Raw genomic sequence first — 23,411 nt, forward strand, 5'->3', positions numbered from 1 at the left:
GACCGACGCGGGTCACTCAGCTATCGCGCACCAAGTCGTTAGTCCGCACCATGACACGAACGACGATCGTCAATACCCAGGTACCCGCAACCGGACACGAGGTCGTTAGCCTGCTAACCGACCCTCGGCGCACCGGAGGAACCCCACCTCGATCGGTGGCCGCCGTGGGAACCAGGCCATGCCACCCGGCTCGATGATCAGGCCGAGGTGGTGACGATCGAACGGGGCAGAAGCATGAGCAAGGCCACCGCCGTATCGGAGTCGGCCCGGTCACGGAAACCCCCGGCCGGGATACCCGCGAGAGCGGCGCCCGATGGGCTGCGGCTGCTGACGGCACAGCCGTGAGCGCGGAGAGGGTCGGTGCGGATCCGATCCCGCGCGGGGACCTGCACGACCGTACGACGACGAGTTGGACGGTGCTGGCCGGGCTCGGTATCGGTGGCGTCATGTGCGTGTTGAACCTGTTGGTCAGTTTCAAGACCGGCATCGGGTTCGGAGGTTCCGCGTTCGTGGTGCTACTCGGTGCGGCGCTGCTGCGCGTCCGCGACCAGCTCTCCTGGCCGCTGCTGTTCACCACCTTCTCCATCGCCTCCAGCGGATACCTGGCGACCGCCGCCGTGGACACCGGCGTGGCGGCGATCGCCCTGCGCGGCGGTGCGGTTCCACCGGTGGCGGTACTCATCGGCCTGGCAGTCGCCGCGAACATCGTCGGGGTGCTGCTCGGCATCCTGCTCAGCGGTTCGACGGTCCGCCACGGGCTGCCCTTCCCGGCGCTGGTGCCGGCGATCACGCTGATGCGTACCCTGACCGGCGAGGCGACCCGCTCCGGCCGGGTCCTGCTGCTGGCCGTGGCGGCCGGTGCCACGGCCAGCCTGGCTGCCACCTTCGCCGGTCCGGACGCCACGCCCGATCTGCCGGGCCTGCCGCCGTACCTGAGCATTGCGCTGTCGCCACTGCTGGTCGGGGTGGGGGCGCTGATCGGCGTCCGCTCGGCCACCTGGCTCCTCGCCGGCTGCGGCTACACGGTTACGATGTGGCTGGTGCTGCCGGCGGGGCCGGTCAGCTATTCGCAGCATCTCGCCGATGCGTGGATCCTGCCGGTTGGAGTGGGCGTCGTCCTCGGCTACTCGGTGGCCATCCTGCTGCGCGGCAGCCGGACGGCCGGTGGCTGGTCCCGCAGCCCCCGGGAGGCCCGGTCCGGCACAGCACGGTTGCTGTTCGCCGGCGTCGTCGTGCTCGGTACGGTGCCGCTGACCCTGCGATACGGACCGGTGCGTGGGGTGGCGCTGGCCGGACTGCTGGCCGCAATGCTGCTGCTCTTCGCGCTCTTCCTGGTCCGCGCGGGCGCCGAGATCGGCATCGCGCCGATGGCCCCGGTGCTGTTCCTCGGCGTGGTCGTGCTGCGGCTGGTGGAACTGCCGTCCACCGACGCGGTCCTACTCGCGGCCTTCGTGACGTGTGCGGGGATCTCCTCGGTCTACTACGTCTACGCGGCGCGGATCTGGTCGCAGGTACCGCCGGACGTGCGGCAGCCGCCCCGGCGCACCGTCACCTGGACACAGGCGGTCGGTGGCATCCTGGGTGCCACGGTGGGCGTGCTCGCCGTGGTCCTGCTGATCCGCTCCGGGGCGGTGGGCAGCGCCAGCCTCCCGGTGCCGGTGGTGCAGACCGTGGATTTCATCGCCACATCCACGCTGGACGGCCGCACCTCACCGGCGCTGGGAGTGGCCGCAGCCCTGGGCTTCGTCCTCGCCTTCGCCAGCGCCCCGGTGACCTCGATCGGCCTGGGCGTGCTGCTGCCACCGGCGTACACCGTGGCCATGGCGGTCGGCGGGGTGGCCAGCTGGCTCTTGATACGGCGTCACCCGGAACGCGCCGCCACGGTCAGCACGGTCGCCTCCGGGCTGGTCATCGGCGAAGGGCTGGTGATGACGGCGGTCGTGGCGGCGCGGTTGCCGTGGTGACGCCGGCCGGAACGCTAAAGTGTCGCATTGCTGGCAGTAAATGGATCCGACAGTGTGTCGACTTGGTCCGCCGGCAGTGATGTCCGAACCGGACCGTGGCCGCGCCCACCGCAGTGGTGGACCCTGTTACCGGAGAGGGAGTTCCGAAAGATGGAAACCACATGGCGATGACCGGTTCTATCGTGGTACGTCAGGCGCGGGCGGATGACATGCCAGCCTTCAGCCACATCGTCAACCACTACATCAAGACGACGACGGTCAACTTCCGGACGGTCACCCAGAGCCCGGAGGAATGGCACCGGGAGTGGCAGGCGTCGCACGACCGCTATCCGTGGCTTCTCGCCGTCGACGGGGACGAACCGGTCGGCTTGGCGTACGCGGTGCCGTGGAAGGCGCGCAACGCGTACGACTGGTGCGCCGAGGCCACGGTGTACGTCGCGGACGGCCAACACCGGCGTGGCATCGGTCGGCTGCTGTACGGGCGGCTGCTGGACGGCTTGGACCGGCAGGGGTACCGCAGCACGATGGGCGTGATCGCGCTGCCGAACGAGGCCAGCGTGGCGCTTCACGAGGCGTACGGCTTCCAGCACGTCGGCACCCTCCGGTCGGTCGGTTACAAGCACGGGCGCTGGTGCGACATCGGGTTCTGGCAGCGTCGGGTGGCCCACGCCGACACGCCGCCGGGTGACCTGCTGCTGGTTTCCGAGGTGTGGTCGACGTGAGCGGCGAGGAACTGGAGCTGCTGCGGGAGCTCTTCGAGATGCACTCCATCTGGCGCGAGCAGCCGCTGTCGCAGCGGCGCGAGTACTACGAGCGGGCGGATGCGGCCTTCGGCGGGCCGGGTGCCGCACCGGGGGAAACGGTCGTGGTGCAGGAGTGCTCGGCCGAGTGGGTGCTTCCGTTCCGACCCGGTGGGCCGGTGCTGCTGTACTTCCACGGCGGGTCCTACACGATGGGTTCGGCCGCCTCGCACCGGCACCTGGTGCGCGAGCTGGGCGAGGTCTGTGGTGGCTCCGCCCTCTCGGTGGACTACCGGCGGGCACCCGAGGCACCGTTCCCGGCTGCCGTCACGGACGCCGTCGCGTGCTACCGGTACCTCCTCGACCGGGGCGTGCCGAGTCACCGGATCATACTCGCCGGGGACTCGGCCGGCGCCGGCGTCACCGTCGCCACCATGCTGGCGCTACGCGAGGCCGGTGTGCCGCAGCCGGCGGCCGGCCTCTGCATCTCCCCCTGGGCGGACCTGACCTGCGGTTCGGACAGCCACCGCACCCGGGCGGCGCGTGACCCGGTGCTCGACAGCGCCGACCTGCGCCGGATGGCGGCGCTCTACCACGCCGGAACCCGGCTGTACGTCCTCGACGACCGGCAGCGGCCGGTGCCCGACGGTCAGCCAGGCGAGCTGGTCATCGCCGGGCTTCCGGTGGCACGCGGATACCTCGGTCGCCCCGAGCTCACCGCCCAGGTGTTCCTCGACGATCCGTACGGTCCTCCCGGGGAGCGGATGTACCGCACCGGCGACCGGGCGCTGCGCCGCCCGGACGGCGCCTTCGAATACCTGGGCCGGCTCGACGACCAGGTGAAGCTGCGCGGTCAGCGGATCGAGCTGGGCGAGGTGGAGGCGTGCCTGCAGAGCCACCCCGCCGTCGGCCGCGCCGTCGTCGCGCTCAAGTCGCGCGGCGAGGCAGACCAGCGCCTGGTCGGCTATCTGCTGCCCACCCCGGGACAGGACAGCGACCTCGTGGTAGCGGCGGTACGCGCGCACGTGCGGGAACGACTGCCCGACTACATGGTCCCGGCGGCCTTCGTGGTGGTGGATCGGATCCCGTTGAGCCCGTCCGGAAAGGTGGACCGCCGGGCCCTGCCCGATCCGGCGCCGGCCGGGCGCGAGCACCGCCAACCCCCGCGCCCCGGCATCGAGGCCGAGGTGGCCGCGCGGTGGACGCAGGTACTGGGGTGCGCCGCCCCGGACCGGCGGGACCGGTTCCTCGACAGCGGCGGCAACTCGCTGCTGGCCACCGTGCTCGCCGCTCGCCTCTCCCATGAACTCGGGCGACCGGTCACCGTCGCCCGGATCATCGGGGCCGGCTCGTTGGCGGAACTGGCCGCGGCAGTGAACGGCACGCCCATCGCCGGGGCGGAGACATTCGCGTTCCCGACGGCCCGTTCGCTCGACGAGCAGCGCTTGGACCGCGTCGCGACGATGTCGGCGGACGAGCTCGACGCCTTGCTGGAGGACCTGGAGGAGGTCGGGTGAGCGACGACGACCTGGTGCCGATCTCGCTGCGCATCCTGCGCGAGAACGTGCTCCGGCACGCGAACCACCCAGCGGTCAGACCGCAGCACCTCGAGGCGGCTCGCGCCGGTACGGCCGGGCTGGAGATCCCATTCTTCCCGGCCCGGGTGCTGCTGCAGGACTACACCGGGGTTCCCGCGTTCGTGGACCTGGCCGCGATGCGCGACGTGGTGGCGGCGACCAGCGGCGATCCGCAGCAGGTCAACCCCCTGGTGCCGGTGCAGGTCGTGGTCGACCACTCGCTGGTGGTCGAGGAGTTCGGCCACCCCGGCGCCCGGCAGCGCAACGTGGAACTGGAGTACCGGCGCAACGGCGAGCGGTACCGCTTCCTCCGCTGGGTGCAGCAGGCCTTCCGGAACACCGTCGTGGTGCCACCCGGCGGCGGGATCGTGCACCAGGTCAACATCGAGCAACTGGCCGAGGTGGTCACCACCCGCGACGGCGTCATCTTCCCGGACACCGTGCTCGGGGCCGACTCGCACACCACCATGGTGAACGCGCTCGGCGTCCTGGGCTGGGGGGTCGGCGGCATCGAGGCCGAGTCAGCGCTGCTCGGCGAGCCGGTGTTCCTGCGCCTGCCCCGGGTGATCGGCGTCCGGCTCACCGGCGCGCTGCGGGAGGGCTGCACGGCCACCGACCTGGTGCTCACCCTAACCCAACTACTGCGGACCCGGGACACGGTGGGCGCGTTCGTGGAGTTCCATGGTCCCGGACTGGCCCGACTGCCGGTCCCGGACCGCGCCACCATCGCGAACATGAGCCCCGAGTTCGGCTCCACCTGCGCCTACTTCCCGATCGACGACCAGACGCTGAGCTACCTGCGGCTGACCGGACGCACCGAGCGGCACGTGCGGACGGTCGAGTCGTACGCGCTGCACGCCGGCCTTTGGTCGGCACCGGACCGGCGACTGGCGTACGCCGAGGACCTCGTCGTCGACCTCGGTGACGTACGGCCGTCGGTCGCCGGACCAAGCCGCCCGCACGACCGCGTCGACCTGTCCCGGGTCCGGGAGACGTTGAGCGCCGCCCGCGACGGTGACCGGTTGCCGCACGGTGCGGTCGCGATCGCCGCCATCACGTCCTGCACCAACACCGCCAACCCCGGCCTGATGGTCGCCGCGGGTCTGCTCGCCCGCAACGCCGACCGCCACGGCCTGCGACCCCGCTCCTGGGTGAAGACGACGCTGGCGCCCGGCTCCCCGGTCGTCGTCGACTACCTCGACCGGGCCGGGCTGACCGAGCATCTCGACCGGCTCGGCTTCCACCTCGTCGGCTTCGGATGCACCACGTGCATCGGCAACTCGGGGCCGCTGGCCGAGAGTGTCGAGCCGGGCGGGCAGCCGCTCACCGCAGTGCTGTCCGGCAACCGCAACTTCGAAGGACGGGTCAACCCGCACGTGAGCCACAGCTTTCTCGCGTCACCGCCGCTGGTGGTGGCGTACGCGCTGGCCGGAACGATGGACATCGACCTGACCGACGAGCCACTCGGTGCCGACCGGGACGGCAGGCCGATCTACCTGCGTGACCTCTGGCCGAGCGCCCACGAGGTAGCCAGGGTCGTCGCGGAGTCCGTTCGCCCACAGGACTACGTCACCGCCGCCACTGCGGCCCGCGACGGCGACGCGCACTGGCAGCAGTTGCCGCGCAGCGACGGCGACCGGTTCGCCTGGGATCCGGACTCGCGCTACGTGCGCCGTTCCCCGTTCGCCGAAGAGGCGCGCCAGCCGTCGACCGGTCCGCAGGACATCGTGGGCGCCCGTGTGTTGGCCGTACTGGGCGACACGGTCACCACCGACCACATCACCCCGTCCGGGCAGATTCCGCCCGACAGTCCCGCCGGCCGGTACCTGCGCGCCCACGGCGTCGCAGGGCGGGACTTCAACTCGTACGGCTCCCGGCGGGGCAACCACGAGGTCGCCGTACGGGCGACGTTCGCGAACCCACGGCTGCGCAACCGGCTGGCCGACCGCGACGGTGGCTGGACCCGTGAGCTGACCAGCGGGGAGATACTGCCGATCCACGACGCCGCGGAACGCTACGCCGCAGCCGGCGTGCCACTTGTAGTCCTCGCCGGCACGCACTACGGGACCGGGTCGTCGCGGGACTGGGCCGCCAAGGGAACCCGGCTGCTCGGCGTACGCGCCGTCCTGGCCGGCAGCTTCGAGCGCATCCACCGGGCGAACCTGATCGGCACGGGCGTGCTGCCCCTGCAGTTCCGGCCGGGTGACTCCATCGACGCTCTCGGCCTGATCGGCACGGAGACCATCACCATCCGTGGTGTCGACGCGATCACCGACGAGTGGTGGCCGGCGACCGTACGGGTCGAGGCGGACACCCAGGTCTTCGACGTGCTGGTCCGCTTGGAGACGGCCCAGGAAGCCGCACAGTACCGGCACGGCGGGATCATCCCGTACGTGCTGCGCCGACGGTGGCTTGGCGATTCCGGGCGACCCGCAGGACCCGGCGCCGGATCGCGGTCATCCCGGGCGACGGCATCGGCCCAGAGATCGTGCGTGCGGCGGTACAGGTGCTCGAGGCGCTTCCCGGCATCCACCTGGAGATCCACTCGGAGGATGCCGGCGCCGCCCACTTTCGGCGTACCGGTACCGCGATGTCCCCGGAAACCCTGGAGCGCCTGCGTAACGGCTACGACGCGGTGCTGAAGGGACCGGTCGGCCTGCCGGACGTCCGGCATCCCGACGGCACCGAGGCCGGCGTGATCAGCGGCATCATGCGTAACGGCTTGGACGCATACGCCAACCGGAGACCCGTGACCCAGCTGACCGCCGCCGAGCGGCGGATCGACTACGTCATCGTGCGGGAGAACACCGAGGGCCTGTACGCCTCCCGGGGCCTGGGCATCGGCAACGACCGGGTCCGGGTCGACCAACTGCTGGTCACCCGTGAAGGCGTCGAACGCGTCGTCCACCACGCCTTCCGGCTGGCTCGCGCCCGCTGCGGTGCGCCGACCGACGGGGTACGCCGGGTGACGTGCGTCGACAAGAGCAACGTGCTGCGCAGCTACGCCTTGTTCCGCAGCGTGTTCGACGAGGTGGCCCGGCAGTACCCCGACATCGAGGCCGACCACCGGTACGCCGACGCCGCCGGCCACGACCTCGTCGCCCGGCCGGAACAGTTCGACGTACTGGTCATGGAGAACTTCATCGGCGACATTCTCAGCGACGTCGGCGCCGCGACGGTCGGCGGCCTCGGCATGTGCGCCGCCGCCAACATCGGCGACCGGCACGCCTACTTCGAGCCGGTCCACGGCAGCGCGCCGACGATCGCCGGCACGAACCGGGCCAACCCGACCGGCCAGATTCTCGCGGCGGCCATGATGCTCGACCATCTCGGCGACCACGGGGCAGCCGAGGCGGTCCGTGGGGCCGTTCGACACGTGTACCTGACCGGGGCGGTGAGGCTGCATGGTGCGGGCAGCCCGGCCAGCGGCACGGAGGCCGCCACCGCAGCGATCGTCGCCGCCCTCCGGGAGTTCGACCACGGCACCGGGTGACGTCATCCCGATACTCCTAGGGAGGTCAAGGGGTGAGGGCGGCGAAGCCGGCCCGTAGGGCGGTGTAGACGTCTCGGACGACGTAGCGCTCGGTCTCGACGGTCAGGCCGTCGTCTCGGTAGCGCCGGGTGGTGGCGGTGTTGGTGGCCCAGGTCGGCGATGCGGTCGTACTCCGCGGTCAACACGTCACCGAGCAGGTGCCCGCGACCAGGATCCGCCGGGCCGGCACGGCAGGGCGGTCAAGGTGGCCAGCGCCTGCGGTGGTCCGGCGGACCGGGCCGGTTCGAGCGTTCGATCAGTCGCGCCGTGATCGGCGCGCTTGTGCGAATCGACCAACCCGGCGGCACGTTTCGTGCTGGTCGACGAACATCGATTCACGTTCGCGCTCCTACGATCCCGCTATGACGACGATCACAGACATCCAGAAGGTCGTGGCGGCACGCCTCCCCGGCCTGCTCCGCGAGCACCAGGTGCCGGCCGCGGCGTGGGGCATCCTGCACGACGGGCAGATCGTCGACGGGGCAGCGGGCTGCTCAGCACGACGACCGGGATCGAGGCGACGCCTGATTCGTCGACGATGACGTGCCCGTACCCCTGGGTCAGGGTGGCGACGTCGTCGCGCCGCGCGAGGGAGGGCAGCAGCGCGATGTCCACCGTGCCGGTGAGCTTGCGTCTGCAGCCGCCGAGTTGCCCCGGCCTCAATCCGAGGAACTGTTGGATCCGGGTGCGCCACTGGTCAGCGAGGGCTTTGCGGTCGACGAGGACGAGGGTTGAGGTGTTGCGTTCGGCGATCACGGCGCAGGCCATGACGGTCTTGCCGGAGCCCGGTGGGGCGACCAGGATCCCATCGTCGTGGGCGAGAAGTGCGCCGACCGTGATCTTCGTTGATGTGCGCGGTGTGTGCTCTCCAGCGGATGCCAACCGGGGTGAACCGGTGCCAACGCGGGTCACCCCGGGCGACCGGCGGTCGCAAACCGGCGTTCGTGTGCTCGGCGTGTGCTCCTGGACTGCGACAACGGCGGTCCGGGGAACGTGGGTGAACCCGTGCCACTCCCTGCCACCCCAGGTGAACCCCCAGGTCGCTAGACTAGGCCCTCGCGCCCTCGTAGCTCAGGGGATAGAGCATCGGTTTCCTAACCCGACGCTCAGCTCTCCGTCACAGGCCCATGGCCTGCCGTCTTCCTATCTCAACCTCTCGTGCACTAGTCGCAGCGGGGTGTTGCTGTGGTCGCTTGCTCAAGATCATCTAGGCGCTTTGCTGACATGGTGAGGATCCGGATTCGGACCGCCGGATCCGTTGGCGGAGGCTGTCCAAGTGTCGGGTTCCCGTCTTCGCTCGTCCAAGCGCCGGGGCTAATAGACATGGCGGGCACCCGCCTGATGGCGATGTCGCTGCCAACGCGCATGCGGACCCCGGGCCGCGCATCCGCGCACCATCCGTAGGACCGGCCAGTCGATCTACATCGCAAGTGGACGAGCGCCCGGAAGCCTTCACGCTACCCCGGCAATCCACGGAGGCTGACCAGCGTAGAGGGTTGATGGGCGTTTTCGCAGCTCAGGTCCCTAGATCTCTCGTCCCCGAAGGGGTTCGTACACCTCACCTCCTGATCCGTAAGATCGAGGACGACGACCGCGTCATGCGCAGTCCATCATCGAGGTAGGTTCTCGCATGCCAAGCAACTTCACCGCCGACCCATCGACGCTTCGCCAGCTGATCCTCCAGCCGGGGCAGGGACTCTATGTTCCTGCCTACCAGCGCGACTTCACCTGGGGTCCACACGAGATCAGTCGGCTCTTCGAGGATCTTGAGCAAGGAATCACAAGGGCAGCGCAGGGGAAGACGCCCTCAACCTTCCTGGGCTCGGTGATCCTCGTCAGTGATCGAGACAGCGTGATGCCAAAACATGTGGACGCGCTTCCGACGACGGTCCTCCAGGTTGTAGATGGCCAGCAGCGACTTTCGACACTACTCACCGTATTCGTGGTCTTGTCGAGGTTCGTCTCTAGCGAAATGCGATGGCTCCAGCGGCAGATCGACACCGGATCGACGGACCCGCTCGACGTCTGGTTGCTAAACACATTGGGCGAGCGGCGCGACGAACTCCTCGACGCAATCGCCTTTAAGACCTACTCAGGTGCCGGCGAGTTCACTATGAAACCGCGGCTAATTCGCCAAGTGAGTGACGTATGGGGCAACGACGCCATTCATTCTATCTATAAGAGCGATATCGCATGGCTGCTGATGAAGGCGGCACGCAACCGGATCAATCAGCAGCCCCATGAGCCAATATCGGCACCCCGTGATCGGGAGCACCTACAACAGGTACTCCGAGTAATCACTGATCGCATCAATAATCTGAAATTGGGTGCAGATGAGGTTGATTGTGATGTCCTTACAGAGCTTTCATTCCTCTCGGACATCGGTATGTCAAAATGCCTCATCGGGTCTAGCTCGACACCTGTGGTCACCCCAGACTCAATGGATGAGCATCGGAAATCTGCCGCACGCCTCCTAGTCCTTGCGTCGTTTCTCTTGAACGGGGTGCTAGTCATCGACGTCAAGGCGCCTGATGAAGACTACGCTTTCGCACTGTTCGAACCCCTCAACACGACCGGACAGCCCTTGACCGCCCTAGAGACGCTAAAGCCGTTAGTCGTTCGCAGCGAAGGCGGAATCACGAACTACACCGCATCCCCTTCGGCGGCGGCCTTCAGTCGCGTTGAGTCCTATTTTCCAACTTCCATGAATGCGGATGAACGTTGGAAGTCGTCCGCCGACATGCTCACCGCGTTCGCGCTGGCAGACACGGGGCGAAAATTGCCGCGGACTCTTCTCGATCAACGGCGGTACCTCCGCCTTCAGTTCCAGTCTGTGGCGCCACTGAACGGGAGCATCGAGGGGGCGAGAGCTTTCGCAGGTCAGCTTGCCGACGTTTCAGCCTTCCTGTTCGAAGTTTGGCCTCGGAACGGCAAGTCCCCGCTTATGTCATACGGCACCGACTTGGACCGCTTGTGCTTAGAGGTACTGCGATCGACGAGCCACACAGTCGTCCATGCATTGCTTGCGCGCTACTACTCAGAGTGGGCCGCTAGCCCGAGTTCCGAAACCCAAAGTGAATTCATGAGCGTCTTGCGAGCGGTGACTGCCTTCTGGGTGCTCTGGCGGACGTCGCGACCGACGACGAGGGGGATTGACGATGTTCACCGCAAATTGATGCTCAACGGCCACCCCGCGACAGGGCTGCCTGCTATGGCAAGGCGCGCCGGCGCTTCGGCGGCCCTGCCCGCGGCCACGGAGGTCCGGGCAGCATTGAGGAGCCTCCTGTCGACGCGAGGAAACATAACCGCCGAGGCGGACTGGGTCGCAAAGGTAACAGTTCAGCCGCTCTACCAGACCAGCAAGCAACTCGCGAAGTTCGTCTTGCTGTGTGCCCATGATGACCGAATCGAAGATGATGCGGCACCCGGCCTGGTTCGGCGGGGCGTTCCCGGGTCCTTCCGAGCCCTAACCGCCGAGGCATGGGAATCTCATTATTCGGTCGAGCACATCGCACCACAGAATCTTGCTCAGGGTGATGCCTCCTACGACCAGGCAATCTACGATCAAGGCCTGATCGACCGCCTCGGGAACCTCACGTTAATGCCAGTCGATCTGAATGAGCTCATCGGGAACAAGGCATGGCCATTCAAAAGATGCATCTATGCAGTTCTGTCCGAGACTGATCCCGAGGCCCGGCTGATGCACATGCAGCAGCAACTACCAGGGCTCGCAAATAAGACGAAAGACGTTCTACAGTTGGCATCTTACCTGCCGTTCTGTGAGTTTCTCGAAAAACAGGAGGATGCGCCTCTGTCCTATACCTATTCGGCGCAGAGGGGACAGCGCCTGGCTGAGCTAGCGATCGAGCGACTGTGGCCAATGTTGACATGAAGATCTCCGAGCCACGCGAAGCACGCCACCTACTCGACCAACTCGGGCTCGAAAGCGCGGTGAGCCCTGCCGCGAGGTGGCAGATCCGATGAATATTGACCCCGAAGCAAATGGAGGACGGCCCTCGCCGCCACCGTTGTCCTGCTGGCGAAACGGGAAGCCTCCGCAAAAGGACGAACGCCGTCGGTGTCAATTTTCGACAAACTGGATGCGGAACAACATTACTGGTTTATGCCAGGATCAGCCCTCCGTGGCGGTGCGTACAATGCGGTGCCCGGCTAGCCGGTAGCCCTGGCCCTGTAGCCGCTGCTCCCAACCAGCTTGAGTCCCAATGGTTGCGGTTTCGTGCAGCAGCCCGGCGCGCTCTTCCTGCTTGGTCAGGCGGGAAAACTTGTCGCGGCCGGGGTAGTCAGAAGGAACGAATGCCTCTTTCCGATGAAGAACGGGCGGGTTGGTTGATCTCCGAAAGTCAGTGTATTTGACGTCCAGCTTTCTTAGGTCCACCCTCACGGATATCGCCAATGCAGGGTGTGGCATCTTATCGAAGTCTGGATACGAAAGATACGATACCTTGGTTGCTATCCGGGAGAACTTGATGATTGTGCATTCCGCTACCGTCCCGGTGAGAACCCGTGCGCATCCTTCATAAACGCGGAGGAGCGGATCGAGCAACGGTATTGCTATGGCGTGTACGTACAGGGCGTCGGCCGTCAGCTTTCCGATGCCAGACCGTCTACATACATTGTTCAACGCTTTTTGATCGGCGATTGCGAATAGCAACTTGTCCGCCTGCGAGCAGGCAGCTCGGTAGGATCCGAATAGCGTCCGTACGTCGAGCGCTACGGCCTTGGGTAGGTCCGATGCCTTGGGTCGTCCCCTGAACGCGGCGAGTGCGAGGTAGACCAAAAGATCTCGTTCTGCTTGATGGCGAGCTTGCGTGAGGTCCCTGTCCCAATCCTGGCTGCCGGTAACGTCCCGTAACAGCGCTGCAGCCTGTCTCAGCGAAGGGAAGACGCTCAGGAGCCGGCTTGCTGTCCCGGGGATCTCCTCCGGGTCGGGGAGTCGGCCACGACTGGCGATGAAGGCCGCTAACACGTCCATGTCTTCACGGTGGGCATCGTGAAGGGCATGCTGCCGTTCCGGCCGGCTTGTGGGTACGGGTCGGTGCCGAGTACGCGACGCCAGAAAGGCTTGGGCATCAGCGTCCTGTCGGAAGACGTAGAACACGCCAGGCGCGGCGGCGATGCAGTCGGTACGTAGCTGAACGTTGATCCAGTTGCGTAGCTCTTCCTGACTGTAGAATTTTTGAAAGGTGCCGCGCTTGGTGATGATCCCGTCGCCGTGACGGTGGCCGGTGACGCTTCGTGCTTCCCAGTCGGTGCGTGCCGCGACGACGAGCACTAGCCGCGCCAGAGCCCAGGCTGATGCCAACGTTTGAGCTCGTTCGGCTGGGTCTTCGATGACATTGATGACGTACCCAAGGTTGACAACGTCCGCTGTACGCCGTTCGGCGTTGGGGCTGTGCCCTGGGTCCCAGCCGTGGGCTAGATAGCCCATGGCCTGAAGTCGCCCGACGTCTCCCCCGCGCCCGCAGCCATAGTCGAACAGCGTGGAGTTAGCGCTCAGGATGCCATCGGCCATTGCCAGCACGATGGGTTTGGACAGGTCCTGACGGGCGATCGCTGTCTGGTGGCGGGGGATCACCTGGGCGCTGTCCATAGCTCACGATTATCCCGGTTTAGAGACGAGGACGCGAAGAGTACACGCGGCAGGAAGCATCTGCCTCCTGTTCCACTGACCCTGCCACGCTACCCGTAGCGCTCGGTACGCTCACTTAGCGTTAGCTCAACATCCAACACCGATTAGGCCGACTTGACTGAGTCGCGTATTCAGCGGTCACTGTCCAGCGAGAGGGCCAGCCCACTGGAGTTGAAGTGATTCTGAGAGCACGCACAACTGACACAGACCGCGTTTCCTTCCTGGTCAAGCAATCTGATGGCGGAGAGGATGAATTCGTTGCAGCCGTTATTCCGCCGCCGGGCGTTCAGCGGTCGACCGGCACCTTCCGCACTCCAGACTTGCTGGTCGAACTACCACCAAAGGTGGTGTCCGCGCTGTTCGGTGCTTCGGAGCCTCAGGGTGATGGCATGGTGATAGCGCTAATCGTGAATTCGGCAAGTCGGCGCGGGGCTGCGGTTGGAGCATTCGCGGACACGGCAGCGGCAAGGGCATGGTGGCAGCAGCCGTATAACAGATTGGCGCGGGACCCAGATGTGATGTTCCTGCCGGTGACGATAGAGGCAGATACCTAAGACGTCTCGTAGCCCTGGTGTCTGTCTGTTAGGGACAGTGGTGCAGGATGTTCGGGGTGCAGGTGATCACGTCAGCCCGCCCGGGGTGGATCTTCCCGTTCACCGGATTGCAGCCCGTCCAGTTCCGCAGGCTGGTCCGGCTGGTCGCCGAGCGAGGCGGTGACGCGATCGCGGACGGGCGGCCGGGCCGGCAGTGGTCACTCGACCTCGCCGACCGGGTGCTGCTGGTGGCCGTGTACTGGCGGACGAACCTGACGATGCGCCAGATCGGTCCGCTGTTCGGGGTGTCGCACTCCGCGGCGCACCGGGTCATCGACACCCTCGGCCCGCTGCTGGCCCTGGCGCCGGTCCGACGACGCCGGGTTGATCAGATCGCGATCGTCGACGGCACCCTTGTCCCGACTCGCGATCACCGTCTGGCCGCCCCGAGTAAGAACTACCGCTACTCGACGAATCTGCAGGTCGCTATCGACGCCCACACCCGCCTTGTCGTGGCCCTGGGTGACCCGCGACCCGGCAACCGCAACGACACCATCGTCTACCGCACCTCGGGCATCGACCAGAAGCTGGCAGGGCGGCCGGTCATGGCCGATGGCGCCTACCGCGGCAACCCTGACGTGATCATCCCGTACCGCAAACCCGCCGACGGCAGCGAACTACCCGACTGGAAGAAGGACCTGAACAGGCACCACCGCACCGTCCGAGCCCAGGTCGAACACGCCCTGGCCCGCATGAAGACCTTCACGATCCTGCGCGACTACCGCCGCGCCGCCCACACATTGACCGACACCGCATCCGGCATCGCCCACCTCCACAACATTATCCTCGCCGGGGTCTGCTGCACCGATTGGCGACAGTTTCAGTCAAGCGGCCTGACTGGCCGGTGGGGTCATGATGGTCTCGTACTCGATAGAGGTCAACCGGGACAGAGAGTGTTGTCGTCGTCGGCGGCGGTAGGTCCGCTCGATCCAGGTCACGATCGCGGTCCTGACCTGCTGCCGGGTGGCCCAGCTACGCCGGTCGAGGACGTTGTTCTGCAGCAACCCGAAGAACGATTCCATGGCGGCGTTGTCGCCGGCGGCGCCGACTCTGCCCATCGATCCGATCATGTGATGCTGGTGCAGGGCGTGGACGAAATTTTCGGCTGCGAAACTGCCTGGGTTCAACCGGTCGTTGTGCAGCACGCAGCCGGCCAGCCGGCCGCGTCGGGCTACAGCGTTGTGCAACGCGTTGACGGCCAGCCGGGACTTCATCCGTGAGTCGATGGAGTAGCCGACGATCCGCCTCGACCACACGTCCTTGATCGCGCACAGGTAGAGCTTGCCCTCGCCAGTGCGGTGTTCGGTGATGTCGGCCAGCCACAACCGGTTCGGGCCGTCGGCGGTGAAGTCCCGTTGCACGAGGTCGTCGTGAACCGGTGGACCGACCTTGCCACCCTTGCCGCGCTTCTTGCGCTTACCGAAGGCGCTCCACCAGCCATTGTCCGAGCAGATCTTCCACCCGGTGCGCTCCGCCATCGCCTGGCCGGCGGCGCGGGCCTCATCGACCAGGAACCGGTACCCGAACTCCGGGTCATCGCGGTGGGCATCGACCAAGGCGTTCGCGCGATCAGCGGCGACGAGTTCGGCGTCACCGACGCCGCCGGCCGAGCCACCGATAGTAGGGCTGACGAGCGATGTTCAATACCCGGCACGTAACCGCGACGGGGATCCCGTCGGCGGCCAGCTCGCTCACGAGCGGGTAGAGCCTATTCCCGGCAGATGCGCCTGCGACAAGTAAGCAGCGGCCCGACGCAGGACCTCGTTCTCCTGCTCCAACAACCGGATCCGCTTGCGGGCCTCGCGCAGCTCGGCTGACTCGCCACTGGGCGTACCGGGCTTCGCGCCAGCGTCGATGTCGGCCTGACGCAGCCACTTGAACAACGTCATCGGGTGAACCCCGAAGTCCTTCGCGATCTGCTCGACCGTCACGCCCGGCTCGCGGTCACGGGCCACCCGCACGACGTCATCACGGAACTCTCGGGGGTAAGGCTTGGGCACAGCGACATACTTCCAGCCCGCCCACAGGGCAAGCCAACTCAGATGTCACCTACTGGTGCAGCAGACCCGACCTGCCGGATCGTGTCCTCGTCAGCTTGGACGAGCCGGGCGATCGCCGGCACCGTGTTCCCACCAGCCGAAGCGAGCACGACCATCGCCCGCCGCAGGCGGATCGGGGAACCGGTTCCCCGGCGAGTGATTCTGAGCAGCTGCTGACCTTCCTGATCACTGAGCCGCCGCACGCGTACAAGATCTGCCACCGCCACAGCCTGACCGCCGCGACGCCGTCCGGCCGACAGGCCGGACGGCGTGTCAACCAACACCGTGAACGTTCGTGGTCACGGCACTAGAGGTGGCAGACGGCGCAGCCTGCCTCATCACTTTCCTCGTCGAGGGCATCAGTGAGTACCTCGATGAGGGGCAGGTTGGGGCGGGGTTTAGCTGCGGCGCGAGCAAGAGCGGCGGCATGCCGCTCTTCGATCACGTCACGCCGTTCGAGAAGGTCGCGCAGCGACTCACCCTGAGACCACGTGTACTGACGGCCGCGCATCGCCGTGGCTTGGTAGTTGACCTTGTCCTCGTATTCCACCGCCCGTTTGAACAGCTCCGGGTGTCGGTCGGCGAGGCCAACCCATTCGTGTTTGCGCTGGAAGAAGCAGAAGTAGCAACCAGATCGGGTGCGCCATTCGTAGTAGGCCGGCAAGCCGATCCCGGACTCCTCCAAGATGCGGTTGACTCCGTCACGGTCGATTCCGTCTTCGCGGAACGGGAATACAGCCCTAATGTTCGGCTTGGTGCTGACGTAGCCGAGACGGTTCTCATCGGCGCGGATGGCGACGTACGAGGTGGCGGGGCTATCGCCAAGCCACTCCTCTAGCGGCTTGATCTTGAGGTTTTTGGTGCACCACCGCATGGACGCGCTCGGCAACGTACCTTGGTAGACCTGCAGCCAGTGGTCAAAGTCCCGGGTGGCGTTCAGGCGGACGATCTGCTTACCGAGGGCCGCTTCGAGTTGGTTGAGGTAGTCGTACGTCTCGGGAAGCTCTGCGCCCGTGTCGCAAAAGAAGTACTCCATCTGCGGCACCTTGGCGCGCATGTAGATAGCGAGGGCTGAGGAATCCTTTCCTCCCGAGATGCCGAGAACATGGCGGGTCTCACCGGGCGTACGTTGCCGGGGTGCAGTCATCGGGTCGACTTCCTTCGGGTGGATGGTGCGCCGTTGCTGCCAGCTTCCTTCACGACTATGACACTTTCGGCCAGCAGGGCGAGCAGTGCCCGTTCACCGTTCTCGCTGATCTTCTTGCGAGCTAGGGTGATCACTTCCGGCAGCAGGGCCTGCGCGCTGGTGCGTTCCTCGTCGGAGAGGTGGACGACGGTATGGAGCTCTTGTCCGTCGGCCTGGGTGACGGTAATCGCTTGGGAGACGAAAGTGGCGTCAGCCGGTTCGGCCTTGGTTGGCTGGTGCAGGTTAGCCAACCTGTCGATAGCGCGGGCGACTGCGCGGACCTCGTTGGTGAAGGTACTGATATCGCCGTCGCGCCAGTCGGAGAGCCCACGGCCAACAATCCGTACGACGAACGGGTCGAGCCATTCGTCATCGCTGAGTGTGGTCTCCTGAGCGAGAGTAATGACACCACGGAGCTTCGCCTCGACAAGGTTCACGTCGGCGAGGTGTCGAGTGTAGACCGCAAGGCGCTGACGTAGCTTGCCGAGGTTCGGGGGCATGTGAAATGCCTCGGCGATGGCCTTGACAACTTGTGTGCGCAGACGCTCGTCGGCTCGGCCGATTTCGGTAAGCGCCTTGCTTAGTGACTCGGCGTAGCGGCGCGCTCCTTGCTCGTCGATCTCACCATTTACTGGGATCGGTTCGAGGTTGAGGGCGGAGGGCAGGTCGGTGAACAGTAGTGTGTCGGGTTCGCGAGCGGTTTTGAGCGCTTGACGTACGGCCTGTGCCTGCTTGGGGAGTTGTTTGGTGTGATCGGCGTACGCGGATAGGCTTCGGGCGCGGTCGAGGAGCTCACGCGTAAGCGTAAGAGGCGCGACGTTGCGGGCGTTGATCGGTGGTGCTGCAGGCATCCGCGCACCGATAACCTGCGCGACCTCAGCTACTGCGGTCTTGCGTGGACCTGCCTGAGTGCCCATGGCTTTGACGGCGAACCGCTCTGGGCTCTTGATCATGCGCTCAGCGAGGGCAGCGGTTAGTCGTGTCTGGTAGGTGCCTTCTTCGAAGAGAGCGAGTTCTGAGCTCCCAATAATGAGCCCGGACAGCATGATGACCGGGATCACGCCCGGCCGGATCCCGAAAGGAGGCGCTTCAAGGAGCTGATAGACAGCGTCGAGCCGCAGCGGCTGTGCGGTGGCTGCCCGCATCTGCTGTTGCATGGCGGTCCAAGCTGGATAAAGCGAGTTGCCGGGCTCCGGTTCATAGAAGCCAAACGGGAGCAGCTCGATGTCGTGGTCGCTGCGCTGATCGGTGGGGCGGTGCAGCTCGAGGTACTCCAGGACTCCGCTGTACATCGCGCGTTCCGGCCCGTAGCCCTCAATGCCGAGATATTGCTGGGTGGGCGTCGTGATCATGGCGGTAATCAGCTCACGGCGCGCCTTGGCTGCTTGGCTAGTCAGCTTGTGCCGGCCCAGCATCTCATTGCGGATGTGCGGAGCATGGGGGAACACGCTCTCGCACGCCTTGGAGACTAGCTCTGCGAGGCTTCGGCCCTTGATGGTCTCGGCGCTAGCTGTAAAGACCGCGGCACCGGCATTAGCCGGCAATAGGTACCAGGCGGGCGCTAGCTGGCTTGGCAGGAAGGCCTCTGCGACCCGGGTCGCCAGTTCGGCGCTAGCCTGCGCGATACGTTCGCTCACCTCAGTACTGGCCACGGCGTCAAGTTCGACGTTGGCCGGTAGCTCGTGGAGAGCATGGAGGTAGCGGGCGGTACTAAGTACTTTTTCGGCGTGGGAGGTCACGCCGGCGATGACAGGGCGGTCGGTTCGGACCGTGGGGATGGTGTATTCGTCCCCGAAATGAAACAGCAGGAGTCCGTCCTCGGCATCAACGGCGGACGGCCCGTTGAGCTCGGGCGAGCCTGCATCGGTGGCCTTGGTGACGAAGTGGCGCAGCATACCCGTGCGTTGGCTGTGCTTACCCGCAACGACGGCGGTCGGCAGGTAGGCCGAGATGACCTTGACCGCGGCATGATCGTCACAGGCGTTGATCAGCTGCTCGATGTGGTTTGTTAGATCTACGTCACTGCCCCGCCACACCCGGTACTCGTCGCTGAACTGTCGGTACACCAGAAAGCCGCGGTCGACGAGGCTGGTGACTTGATCGGCGAACAGTTGTCGAGCCGTGGGGTCGTTGAGCGTGATGGGGTCACTCAAGGCGAACAAGACCGTGTCCATGCTGGCGCGCAGGGCACCAGAGGCGTCGACGAGGTTGAGCATTCCGATGGTCTTGAGAATGACCTGGTCTTGCTCAGGGAGACCGTTGGCTTCGGCGATGCGGTTGTCGATCTCCATCCACCGGCTTGCATTCGCCGAGGCCAATATGGTGGTTCGGCCGGCGGTGAAGAAGTAGTCGAAGGCGTCGGCGATGCGGACGGTGGACGTCGAGGAGGGGCGATTCGAGGCGTAGCTCTGCAGGAAACGTCGCACCGTGTGCGGTTCGTCGTTCGCGATGAACCCGGTCATGCTGCGATCATGCTGCCCGATCTGCGTGGCGAGCAGCGGCGCGACCACCGCTGTCAGCGGGTGCAAGGGGTACACGTGGGCAAATGTGTCGCGGTCTGCGGCGAGGATGCCTTGGAGACCGCGTTCTGTCCAGGCCTGAGCGGACGCGGCGGCATGCTGGGCTATGAGCTTGCGCCCCTTGGACGACACACCGTCGTGGTCGAGGGTTCGACGGATGAGCTCGATGGTGTCACCGAGGTGGATCGTCATCAGGATGTCCTCGAACCGGCCCTGAACCTTGGCCCATTCCCGGCTTTGCAGCGCGCTCGCGCGGGAGGCATAGTCAGCAAACGACAGGTGCTGCAGCGTAAGGAGATAGAGCGGCACGCCGCGGGGGCCTGCACCGAGCTCAGCGAGTTCCTGCAACAGGAACACGTCGCTGTCGGCATCGCTGAACTCACCGTGGGAGGCGAGGTGCTCCAGCGACTTACCGAACTCGTCAACGACCAGCATGACCGGCGCCTGGTCGCAGAGAACCTCTACGGCGGACACGAGCTCCCGGTTACTGAAACCCGGAGCTTTGAGAGGCGCGAGCGCTTCCTGTACTGGTGGGGGCATCTGGTTGTCTGGCCAGGCGCGGGCGGCACCGTCGAGCAGTGCTCGCGTGATGCTGTCGAGCAGGGGCTCTCGTCGTGCCGTGGCGACGCAGGTGATGAATCCGTCCGGGGCGGTGCGGTCACGCGCTGTTGTCAATCGATGGGCGAGGATCGGGCTCGTCTCGGCGAGTAGTGCTTCGGCCTCCATCCGGCGGTTCCCCGTGCCGCCGAGCAACGACACGACGACCAAGGCTAGCGTCGACTTGCCCGAGCCGTAGGGCCCTGTTAGGGACCAGGCCCGGGTATTTGCCTTGTCCTCCAGCGCAGCGGTGACCCGTTCCAACATGTCCTGCGCTCGGATGCCAATATGCACCGGGCCAAGGTGCTCGTCGCGGACGTCCCGTTCGATGTTCGTCGACCGCAGTCGGCTGCTGACGATGCTAATCTCGGCCGGCGTCTGCGCACTCATTCCCGACGGTGCACTATTGGCGGTCATACCAGGGCTCCTGCGAGTCGATCGAGAGTCGGCCGGTCGAGCAGGTCGCTGCGGCCACGTCGCCGCATCTCGCGCAGCATCCCGGGTGGTTGCGTGGAGTACCAAGCTTCCCGGTGCGGGAAGCTTGCGCGGGCACGAATATTGCCGTAATAGCCGTCTAGCACGTCCCAGGCCAGGTCCTTGGGATTGCCCTCAAACCGCAAGCTGCGTTGTCCGATACCCTCCACTAGTGACATCTGCGGGTACTCGCCGGCAGCCTCCTCCAGGGCATGCGCGATCTCCGGTTCTCTGAGACGGAAGGCCCGTCCGGGGCCACCCGGCTCATTGGTGAGACGAGCCAGAGCGATTGAACCGCTCTGCAGAGGCTCGTTGCGTGCCGCATAGTCCAGACATGCGTAGGCAACCAAGGCCGGCGGCAATGAGGTGCGGGCGTTGCTGGTGAAGTGCCAGCGGCTCGCAGCGTTGTTGCGACCGAACCCTGTGGGTTCCAGTAACCCAAGTTCCCGGAAAGGGGAATCAAGCAGGTCCTCGAAACTTCCGCCGGAACCGGCGGTGGGTTCACGCCGGCGTGCGTACATCTTGGTAAGGCAATCTGCGTCCTTGGCTACGGACGCCTCTGCCGGAGGCTCCCATCCAGCCAGCCGTACGTGCCGAAGCGTGGTCTCGGTGAGCTCACTTGCGGTGAATCGCGACGTCGACTGTGCGTGGAAAGCCACCCACCAGGTGGGGGTGTGGCAGGGTTTAGCTAGGAGCCACCAGTGCAACAGCCACAGACTCGCAGTGTCCTCAAGGTACGGATCAGCACCGTTCTCGTCGAGCAGCCACCGTGCCTCCCAAGTCGGCGAGGCGATGTTCGCCCGGGATGTTGGGTCCTTCGGGTACTCGACGGTGAGTTTGAAGGCGTACGACCAAAACCTGATCGCGTTGACCATGTTCTTACCCACACCCAAGGTGACCGTCGCGTTGTCACGAATAAACACGTCACTGCCGCTATTGGGAGCAGTCAAGGCGCTGTACGCCTTATGCAGCCAACCGAAGCGGGGGTGGAAGGTCTCATGGCGGGAGAACGATGGTTCGGCGACGTCCTTGAGCTTGGTTTCAAGCATCGTGTCTCCGCGGTCCTTCCTGTCCTCCAGTGAGCCTAGAGGTAGTCGTGGTGGTGTTGGGGTAGAGGGCAGCGCGAACCCGCCGCCCAGCATCGATCACACGGCGGATTGCTCTACCAATGTCATCGGCGGTAGTGGCGTAGCCCAGAGAAAAGCGGATGGTGCATTCGGCCTCATCCCGGCTCAGGCCCATGGCGAGCAGGACTCGGCTCGGCTCAATGGCACCGGCCGAGCAGGCACTGCCCTCGGAAGCCGCGATGGCGGGCATGGCAGCGAGCATCGCGTCGGCGGGAAGGCCGTCGAAGGTCAGACTCGATACACCGGGTAGCCGTCGGTCGGGATCACCATTGCGGCAGGTGCCGGGCAGAGCCGCCATGACAGCGGTTTCGAAGCGGTCTCTCAGCAATCGGATGCGCGACGCCTCTTGATCGAGGCTGCGGGCGACAGCTTCAGCAGCGGCACCCAGGCCGACGATGCCGGGCACATTCAGAGTTCCCGGCCTCCGTCCCCGCTCATGACCTCCCCCGTGCACCAGCGGCCGAATCGCCGGCACTGTGCTGCGACGCGCGAACAGCGCGCCCACCCCTTGTGGAGCACCGAATTTGTGCCCGGACATCGATAGCAGGTCAAGCTCCAGCCCATGGAGATCGACCGGTAGCCGACCAACGAGCTGCGTCGCGTCCGAGTGCACTAGCGCCCCAGCTTCGTGCGCGAGCTTCACCACTAGGTCGAGATCACTTAAGACGCCGGTCTCGTTGTTTGCAGCCATGATCGAAACTAGAGCAGGTGAGGTTGCGAGAGCTTCCTCTAGTTCCTCGAGACGCAACGTGCCGTCGCTATGGACCCCGACCGTGTGAACCGCACCCCCAACAGCGTCAGCGACGGCACTTGCCGCTTCGGCCACGGCCGGGTGCTCAACCGCACTGAGTACCAGGCTCTGACCCGGGGTCACGGCCGACCGAATGGCCAAGTTGTTGGCCTCGGTCGCACCGGAGGTAAAGATCAACTCGTTCGGCGAGCACGCCAACAGTGCTGCAACACGCTCCCTTGCTTGATCGACCGCAAGGGCCGCGTCCCGTCCTGCCGCGTGCATGCTCGAGGCGTTACCCACTGTCATCAACGCCTTGGTGGTTGCGGCTAGCACTTCGGGACGAACGGGTGCAGAGGCGTTGTAGTCGAGGTAGATAAGGGGATCAACACCAGTTTGACCCATCCCACTCCCTCCGTCGCGGTACCCACCTTATGGGCTGGTGGCCTGTTAGGGAACCGCGACGCGTGCCACCAGCCGTGATCACGGCTGGCAAGATTACCGTACGCATGTTCTGTTCTCGCGCCCCCGTAGATCGGCTCGCGGCGGGCTCGCCGCATCGAAGTTCACGCCGCTCCGGACAGCCGCTGACGAAGGCGCAGCCGCACGAGCGCGCCCGTGAGTCGCGGCCACCTTCGAGCGTCGTCACGCGATAGGGTGAGCGCCTGAACCGATGTCGTAGG

At 65.8% G+C, this 23,411-nt stretch carries 12 protein-coding genes and 3 pseudogenes; 7 read left to right on the plus strand and 8 right to left on the minus strand.

Translation table 11 applies throughout. The features are described 5' to 3' along the window. The first annotated feature begins 341 nt into the window (after positions 1–341). The 5 genes and pseudogenes from T398_RS14710 to T398_RS14730 all read left to right on the plus strand — a co-directional run bounded on the left by T398_RS14710 (position 342) and on the right by T398_RS14730 (position 7,774). Entirely contained in the window at positions 342–1,964 is a 1,623-nt protein-coding gene (locus T398_RS14710; RefSeq protein ID WP_496447469.1) for a hypothetical protein, read from the plus strand. A gap of 167 nt (positions 1,965–2,131) precedes the next feature. Beyond that, positions 2,132–2,686, plus strand: coding sequence for a GNAT family N-acetyltransferase (locus T398_RS14715; RefSeq protein ID WP_496447471.1), 555 nt, complete (start codon positions 2,132–2,134; stop codon positions 2,684–2,686). Then, positions 2,683–4,221 (plus strand): alpha/beta hydrolase fold domain-containing protein, encoded by a 1,539-nt coding sequence (locus tag T398_RS14720; RefSeq protein WP_496447473.1) that lies wholly within the window; start codon positions 2,683–2,685, stop codon positions 4,219–4,221. The genes T398_RS14715 and T398_RS14720 overlap by 4 nt, the downstream gene beginning before the upstream one ends. After that, positions 4,218–6,686 (plus strand): annotated as a pseudogene (acnA, locus tag T398_RS14725) (aconitate hydratase AcnA); the annotation flags it as partial. The gene T398_RS14720 and the pseudogene acnA, both read left to right, overlap by 4 nt. Before the next feature lie 83 nt (positions 6,687–6,769). Further along, entirely contained in the window at positions 6,770–7,774 is a 1,005-nt protein-coding gene (locus T398_RS14730; protein ID WP_496447474.1) for an isocitrate/isopropylmalate dehydrogenase family protein, read from the plus strand. A 411-nt stretch (positions 7,775–8,185) separates the two neighbouring features. Here the strand turns inward: T398_RS14730 and T398_RS14735 are convergent, their stop codons facing one another. Beyond that, positions 8,186–8,695, minus strand: a complete 510-nt coding sequence (locus T398_RS14735) for a DEAD/DEAH box helicase (RefSeq protein WP_496447476.1) — start codon at positions 8,693–8,695, stop codon at positions 8,186–8,188. 748 nt (positions 8,696–9,443) lie between these two features. Here T398_RS14735 and T398_RS14740 point away from each other — a divergent pair. Further along, complete coding sequence (locus T398_RS14740) at positions 9,444–11,705, plus strand: DUF262 domain-containing protein (protein WP_496447477.1); 2,262 nt, start codon at positions 9,444–9,446, stop codon at positions 11,703–11,705. A gap of 240 nt (positions 11,706–11,945) precedes the next feature. Here T398_RS14740 and T398_RS14745 read toward each other — a convergent pair whose 3' ends face one another. Continuing rightward, a complete protein-coding gene (locus T398_RS14745; RefSeq protein ID WP_496447478.1) occupies positions 11,946–13,424 on the minus strand; it encodes a DNA phosphorothioation-associated putative methyltransferase in 1,479 nt (492 codons plus the stop codon). Between the two features lie 640 nt (positions 13,425–14,064). On the opposite strand from T398_RS14745, the pseudogene T398_RS14750 reads away from it, so the two are divergent. Further along, positions 14,065–14,850 (plus strand): annotated as a pseudogene (locus T398_RS14750) (transposase family protein); the annotation flags it as partial. Positions 14,851–14,880: 30 nt separating this feature from the next. Here T398_RS14750 and T398_RS14755 read toward each other — a convergent pair. The 6 genes and pseudogenes from T398_RS14755 to T398_RS14780 all read right to left on the minus strand — a co-directional run bounded on the left by T398_RS14755 (position 14,881) and on the right by T398_RS14780 (position 23,133). After that, positions 14,881–16,056, minus strand: a pseudogene (locus T398_RS14755) (IS3 family transposase). A gap of 38 nt (positions 16,057–16,094) precedes the next feature. Then, the gene (locus tag T398_RS14760) at positions 16,095–16,316 is read right to left on the minus strand and encodes a hypothetical protein (RefSeq protein ID WP_496447479.1); all 222 of its coding nucleotides are present in this window, start codon (positions 16,314–16,316) and stop codon (positions 16,095–16,097) included. An 86-nt stretch (positions 16,317–16,402) separates the two neighbouring features. Continuing rightward, positions 16,403–17,242 carry a phosphoadenosine phosphosulfate reductase domain-containing protein gene (locus T398_RS14765; RefSeq protein ID WP_028188781.1) on the minus strand — a complete coding sequence of 280 codons (840 nt, stop codon included), beginning with the start codon at positions 17,240–17,242 and terminating at the stop codon, positions 16,403–16,405. Next, complete coding sequence (locus T398_RS14770) at positions 17,239–20,814, minus strand: hypothetical protein (protein WP_496447481.1); 3,576 nt, start codon at positions 20,812–20,814, stop codon at positions 17,239–17,241. The genes T398_RS14765 and T398_RS14770 overlap by 4 nt, the downstream gene beginning before the upstream one ends. After that, positions 20,811–21,920, minus strand: coding sequence for a DUF4007 family protein (locus tag T398_RS14775; RefSeq protein WP_496447483.1), 1,110 nt, complete (start codon positions 21,918–21,920; stop codon positions 20,811–20,813). The genes T398_RS14770 and T398_RS14775 overlap by 4 nt, the downstream gene beginning before the upstream one ends. Next, on the minus strand, positions 21,913–23,133 hold the full coding sequence (locus T398_RS14780; protein ID WP_496447484.1) for a cysteine desulfurase family protein: 1,221 nt from the start codon (positions 23,131–23,133) through the stop codon (positions 21,913–21,915). Before T398_RS14780 ends, T398_RS14775 begins: the two co-directional genes overlap by 8 nt. Positions 23,134–23,411: the final 278 nt, after the last annotated feature.

Source organism: Salinispora goodfellowii (genome assembly GCF_059570675.1).